Origin of the sequence: Kitasatospora sp. NPDC059571 (genome assembly GCF_042735675.1) — a bacterium.
In the GTDB taxonomy this organism is placed as follows: domain Bacteria; phylum Actinomycetota; class Actinomycetes; order Streptomycetales; family Streptomycetaceae; genus Kitasatospora.
Window position 1 is genome coordinate 1 of the sequence record NZ_JBHWBW010000458.1, and the last position, 6,312, is coordinate 6,312.

A 6,312-nucleotide genomic window follows, 5' to 3' on the forward strand; every position below is an offset into this window, starting at 1 on the left:
ACACTCTACACCCCTCCGGCGCCCTCGGCCGCCTCGACCGCGCCAGCTTCCTCGCCGCGTTCGACCTCGCCGGCGCGGCGCCGGCGGCGGACCCCGACACCGGCCCGGCCTCGGACGACCTGCGCTCCCGCTACCGGGAGCTGACCGGGCACCACGTGCCCGCCGCCCGCTGGTGCCTGCTGCGGGTGCTCCAGGCGCCGCACGCGGCGCGGCTGGCGGCCGGCGGCGCGGCGCGGCCGTCCCCGGGGGCGCGGGCCGAGGCCCGCCGGGCGCAGGCCCGGGCCGTCCAGCACTTTCTGGCCGGCGCCTACCTCGCCGACCTGTCCGACGAGCCGCGCGGCCCGTGGTGCGTCCTCGGCCTGGACGGCGTCCTGGAGACCGAGGTGCTCGGCTTCCCGGCCGGGTCGCCGCAGGGGATGCTGGCGCTCCGCGCGCTGCGCGCCCACGGCCACCGGGTGCTGCTGGCGACCGGGCGCTCGCTGCCCGAGGTCCGCGACCGCTGCGACGCCTACCGGCTGTCCGGCGGCGTCGGCGAGTACGGGGCGGTCTGCTACGACGCGGGCGAGCGCACCGCGCACGTGCTGCTGCCGAGCGGCCGCTGGGAGGAGCCGGACCGGCGGCTGCGCGCCCGGCTGGCCGCGCTGCCCGGGGTGGGCACGGACCCGCTGGCGCGCTGGTGCGTGCGCGCCCGGCAGGACGGGCCGGCCGGCCGCGGGCCGCTGCCGCACGACACCGTCGCCGCCCTGCTCGCCGACCCGTTCGTCGGGCAGCGGTTCGAGGCGGTGCACGGTGATGCGCAGACCGACTTCGTGCCGCGCGGCGCGGACCCGGCGGACGGGCTGCGGGCCCTGCTGGAGCGGCTCGGCGCGCCCGGCGCGGCCCCGCTGCTCGCCGTCGGCGGCGGCCCGGCCGAGGTGCCGCTGCTGCGCTGGGCGCGGTACGGATTCGCCGCCCGGAACGGCGGAACGGCGGTGCGCGCGGCGGGGGTTCCGGTGCTCCGCCACCGCTACCAGGCCGGGCTGGCGGAGGCCGTGGCCGCCGTCGTCGGGCACCGGCCCGGCGGCTGCCCGCGGTGCCGGCCGCCGCGGCACAGTCCGCAGACCCGGGCCCTGCTGGCGCTGCTCGCGGTGCCCGAGGACGGCCGGGCGGGCGCCCCGGCCAGGCTGCTGCGGCTCGCCCTCGCCGATCTGGCGCTGCCCCGGCCCGGCCGGGGCGCGGGCCGCCGCTGACGGCGCCCGTGCTCAGCGGCGCACGGCGCGGCCGAGTCGCTGGGCGACCGAGGCGGTGAACCAGCCCGCCTCGGCGACCGCGGGCGCCGGGTCGTCCCAGCAGAGCCAGCCGCGCTCGGTCGAACGGGCCGGCACCAGGCCGGGCGGCAGCCGGCGCTGCTGCCAGGCCCACACCAGGGCGGACGGCACGTCGTACTGGCCGGTGGAGAAGCTGCGCACCAGCTGCGGGCCGCGGGGCACCGGCCGGCCGGTCAGCGAGAGGTGGAGGGCACGGATGACGTCCACCCCGCCGGCCGTCTCGAACGCCCGGAACTGCGCGCCCACCCGGGGGTTGAAGTCGACCAGCTTGTAGCGGCCGTCCCGGCGGTCGTAGCGCCAGTCCATGTCGGCGACCCCGCAATAGCCGATCCGGCGGCACAGACCGGTGGCCAGCTCCGCCAGCTCGGGGTTGGGCAGCGCCCTGGCGCGGGCCGTGACGCCGGCGTCGGGCGGCCAGGAGCGGAGCTTGCGCCCGGTGAAGACGACCAGCGGCTCGCCGCCGGGCGCGCAGCACAGATGGGCGATCCAGTCCTCGGCCGCCTCGGACGGCAGGTACTCCTGCAGCAGCACCGACGGCGCGCCGTCGGGCGGGCAGGCCGCGAGCAGCTCGGCCTCGTCCCGGACCACCGTGGTGTGCCCGACCACCGGACTGCGCAGCCTCGTCCACGGCTCCAGGTTCTTCAGGACGACCGGGTAGCCCCAGGCGCGGGCCGTGCGGACCAGGTCCTCGACGCCGTCCGGCGCCCCGGCCCGCGGCGTGGGCACCCCGTGGTCGCGGCAGATCCGGTACAGCCCGTCCTTGCTGGCCAGGGTGCGCGGCAGCCCGGGCGCGACCGGCGGGAGCAGGAAGTGCTCCGCGAGCCGGTCGGCGTGCTCGGCCAGCAGGACGGCGGCCTCGTCGTCGGTGGCGATCGCCACGCTCGGGCGGCCGACCGACCGGCCGATCGCCAGGAGCGCGGCGACCAGCACCTCCGGGTCCTCCCGGCCGGTGGTGGGCCGGACGTGCCGGCCGACCAGGTAGCGGGAGACGGCGGCCGGGGTGCGGCGGTTCTCCAGCATCGCGTGGACGGGGACGCCGAGCCGGCCCAGGGTGCGGATCACTCCGACCACGCCCTGCTGGTGCGGGTAGCGGCCGACCCTGACCAGGACCGCCGGGACGTCGCGGTCGATCCGGGGAGACGGCATGGCGCCCTCCCTGCTGCGGGGCCGCGGGGATGCGGCAGATGCGGCCCGGTCCACCGGTTCGGTCCGTCAATTCTGGGCCCGGCGCCGGCCGCCCGCGACCCGGTGGCCCTGACGACGACATGCCGCCCCGGTGCGTCGGGTGCACGCTTGGATGAAGAGCGTCCAGGCCGGACGCCGAATCCGGAGGACGCACCATGCCGGATCCCCGCCCAGCTCAGATCCCCGTCGCCGTGATCGGCGCCGGCCCGTACGGCCTCGCGGTCGCCGCCCACCTCCGTGAACTGCGCGTGGGGTTCCGGATCTTCGGCGACCCGATGGAGAGCTGGTGCGGGCGGATGCCCGTCGGGATGTACCTGAAGTCGCCCCCGATCGCCTCCTCGATCGCCGACCCCGGGGACCGCTACGCGCTCGCCACCTTCCGGGCGGCCGAGGGCCGGCCCCAGACCGGGGACCTGCACCCGGTGTCGCTGGAGGAGTTCGTCCGCTACGGCCACTGGTTCCAGGAGCACTGCGTGCCGGAGCTGGAGCGGTCGAGGGTGAAGCTCGTCGAACCCGGCCCGCAGGGCTTCCGGCTGACCCTCGACACCGGCGAGGTGGTGGACGGCCGCACCGTGGTGGTGGCCACCGGCCTCGGCGCGTTCGGCCACGTCCCGGCCGACCTCGCCTGCCTGACGGGCAGCGGCCTGGTGTCGCACTCCGCGGACCACGCCGACCTGTCGGTGTTCCGCGGCCGCCGCGTCGCGGTGGTGGGCGCCGGCCAGTCCGCGCTGGAGAGCGCCGTCCTGCTGCACGAGGCGGGCGGCGAACCGACCCTGGTGGCCCGCGCCCCCGAGGTGCTCTTCGGCGGCCCGCCGGCCGCCGACCGCTCCACCGACCGGCCGCTGCCGGTACGGCTGGCCAAGCCCGGTTCGCCGCTGGGCCCCGGCTGGTCGCTGTACGCCTGCACCCGGATCCCCGGGGCGTTCCCGGCGCTGCCCGCCGCCACCCGGATCCGGGTGGTGAAGCAGGTGCTCGGACCGTCCGGCGCCTGGTGGCTGCGGGACCGCTTCGAGGACCGCTTCCCGGTGCTCACCGGGCACCACGTCACCCGGGCGGAGCGCACCGACGGGCACGTCGCACTCACCCTGGACGGCCCGGAGGGACGGACGACGCTCGACTTCGACCACGTCATCGCGGCCACCGGCTACCGGGTCGACCTGCACCGCCTGGACCTGCTGGCACCGCTGCTCCCCTCGGTGCAGACCCTCGCCGGCTCACCGCGCCTGTCCCACGACTTCGAGTCCTCGGCCCGCGGCCTCTACTTCACCGGGCTGGCGGCCGCACTCACCTTCGGCCCGGTGCTCCGCTTCGTCTACGGCACGGGCTTCTCCGCCCGGCGGATCAGTGCCGCGGTGGCGCGCACAGCGGCCGGGACCGGCTGATGGGGACGGCGTACCCGGACGGCCGCCGGCCGCCCGAGGGGGTGGTCCGGTGGCCCGGCGCGAGGGGCTGACCGCCCAGGCGGCGCAGCCCCGCACCGGGCCCGCCCCCGGCCCCGGGGGTCCGGGCCGGCGGGTGCGGGCCGTGGCCGGGCGGGCCGCGCTGCCGGTCGCCCTGGTGATGTGGCTGCTCTCGCTGCGCCACGTCCCGCTCGGCCGGATGAACGACCTGGGCCTGCTCCAGGTGCTGCCGCCGCTGTTCTGGGCGGCCCTGGTGGTGCTCACCCTGGGCTTCGCGCTGGTGCTGTCGGACCGGAGGTACGGCGGCGGCTGGCTGGCCGGGTACGTGCTCGGTCTGATCGCGATGATCCATGCGACGCCGAGCCTGCTGTACCCGACGCTGCGCTACGTCTGGGCCTGGAAGCACGTCGCGGTGATCGACGCGATGATCCGCCACAACGGGCCGGTACCGGACGCCCAGGGCTTTGAGATCTACAACGAGTGGCCGGGGTTCTTCGTCCTCAGCGGGTTGGTCATGCGGGTCACCGGGGTGCACTCCGCACTGGGGTTCGCCGCCTGGGCGCCGCCGATCAACAACGCCCTGCTGCTGGCCCCGCTGCTGCTGCTGTACCGGGCGGTGACCCGGGAGCGGACGCTGATCTGGGGCACCGTGTGGATCTACTACTCGGTCTCCTGGGTCGGCCAGGACTACTTCGCCCCGCAGGCGTTCGCCTTCCTGCTCTTCGTCACGTTGCTCGCGGTGGTCGTGCGGCGGCTGCCCGGGGCCCGGGCCGGGCCGGACGGTGACGGCGGTGCCCGCCCCTCGCAGGCACCGGAGGCCGCGGCCTCCCCCGGCCGCGGCTGGAGCCCGGGGCTGCTGCTGTGCGTGCTGATCCTGGAGGGGGCCATCGCCTCCTCCCACCAGCTGACGCCGATCATGATGATCAGCGCGATGGCCGTGCTGTCGATCCCGCGCCGCAACCGCCGGGTCACGCTGCCCGCGCTGGCCGGCGCCGTCGGATGGACGCTGCTGTGGGACGCCACGGTCGCCCGGCCGTACGTCGAGCAGAACCTGCACAGCTTCATCACGGCGCTGGAGTCGCCGGAGGGCAACGTCGCCGCGGGGTTCGCCGGCCTCGGCGCCTCCGCCCCGGGCCAGGTGCTGGTCGCCTGGGTGGACCGCGGGCTGACCGCGGTGGTCTTCGTGCTGGCCGCGGCCTGCCTCGTCCGCCGCCCGTGGGTGCGCCGCACGGCGATCCCGCTGACCGCGCTGGCCCCGCTGCCGCTGCTGGCCGCCAACAACTACGGCGGCGAGATGATCTTCCGGGTCTACCTGTTCTCGCTGCCGTCGACCGCCTTCCTCGTGGCGGCGCTGCTGCTGCGGCCGGGGCGGCAGCCGCGGCTGCGCGGCGCGGTGGTCCTGGTGGTCGCGATGTCGCTGCTCGGCGGCCTGTTCTTCGGCTACTACACCAAGGAGAAGATGAACTACTTCACCGTCGCGGAGACCACCGCGGGGCAGCAGATGATCGACACCGCGCCGCGCGGTGCGGTGATCGTGACGGTGACCGGCGAGGCGCCGGGCAGCACCTGGGGCTACGAGCACCACGTCCGGATCGAGCTGGCCGGGCTGGAGAAGCCGCTCAAGGAGCTCACCGCGCGCAATCCGATGGCCGGACTGATGGCAGCGGTGTCGTTCGCGCCGCCGGGCACGCCCGCCTACCTGATGCTCAACCGCGCGCAGGCGGCGGACTGCTTCCTCACCGGCACGCTCCCGGCGGACACCGTCCCCCGGCTGGACGCACAGGCCGCGGCCAACCCCGGCTTCACCACCGTGTACCGCAACAACGACGCGGTGGTCTACCGGTTCGTCCCCAATCCCGTGGCCCGCGGGTTCTCGACTCCGTGAGGAGGTGACGGCGGTGAGACGGCATCTGCTGAACGTCGTCCTGGCGGTCTCCGGCTGGCTGGCCCTGCTGTGCACCGCGCTGCCGCCCGCCCACCCGCTGAGGGTGGCGGCCGGGGTGGCCTTCCTGGTGGTGTGCCCCGGCCTCGCCGTGGTCCGGCTGGTCGGCGTCGGGCTCGCCCGGCGGGGCCGGCCGATGGAACCGCTGGAGACCGGGGTGCTCGCGGTGGCGCTGAGCCTGGCGATCGGTGTCGTGGTGGCCGAGGCGTACTACCTCGGCCACACCTTCACCGTCGGCCGGGCGGTCGCCGTGCTGGCCGCGGTCACCACCGCGGCGGTCGTGCTGACCGCCGTCGCCGACCGGCGCGGCCCGCCGGCCGACCGACCGTCCGGCGAGCAGGGCGCGGAGGCCGGGCACGACGACCGGCCGCCGCCGGGACCGGCCTCGCGCCGCGCCCCGCGGACGGGCGCGGTCGCCGGCGCCGGGCTGCTGGTGGTCTCCGCCGCGTTGGGGCGCGCGGGCGTCCGCGGGGGGGCC

5 protein-coding genes are annotated in these 6,312 nt (G+C 76.8%); 4 read left to right on the forward strand and 1 reads right to left on the reverse strand.

The genetic code is table 11. The features are described 5' to 3' along the window. On the forward strand, window positions 1–1,229 hold a 1,229-nt coding region (locus ACFV0G_RS32750; RefSeq protein ID WP_380555862.1), incomplete at its 5' end, for an HAD family hydrolase. 12 nt (window positions 1,230–1,241) lie between these two features. Here ACFV0G_RS32750 and ACFV0G_RS32755 read toward each other — a convergent pair. Then, a complete protein-coding gene (locus ACFV0G_RS32755; RefSeq protein WP_380555864.1) occupies window positions 1,242–2,453 on the reverse strand; it encodes an ATP-grasp domain-containing protein in 1,212 nt (403 codons plus the stop codon). A gap of 194 nt (window positions 2,454–2,647) precedes the next feature. Between ACFV0G_RS32755 and ACFV0G_RS32760 the strand changes: the two genes are divergently transcribed. The 3 genes from ACFV0G_RS32760 to ACFV0G_RS32770 all read left to right on the forward strand — a co-directional run. After that, window positions 2,648–3,874, forward strand: a complete 1,227-nt coding sequence (locus ACFV0G_RS32760) for an NAD(P)-binding domain-containing protein (RefSeq protein ID WP_380555866.1) — start codon at window positions 2,648–2,650, stop codon at window positions 3,872–3,874. Between the two features lie 49 nt (window positions 3,875–3,923). Further along, window positions 3,924–5,777, forward strand: coding sequence for a glycosyltransferase (locus ACFV0G_RS32765; protein ID WP_380555868.1), 1,854 nt, complete (start codon window positions 3,924–3,926; stop codon window positions 5,775–5,777). Between the two features lie 13 nt (window positions 5,778–5,790). After that, window positions 5,791–6,312 (forward strand): hypothetical protein (locus ACFV0G_RS32770; RefSeq protein WP_380555870.1); only part of this gene is annotated, 522 nt, incomplete at its 3' end.

What these genes read in the sequence shown, in the direction of transcription:
- ACFV0G_RS32755 (WP_380555864.1), bottom strand. Translation starts at nt 2,453, where the DNA reads ATGCCGTCTCCCCGGATCGACCGCGACGTCCCGGCGGTCCTGGTCAGG.
- ACFV0G_RS32760 (WP_380555866.1), top strand. Translation starts at nt 2,648, where the DNA reads ATGCCGGATCCCCGCCCAGCTCAGATCCCCGTCGCCGTGATCGGCGCC.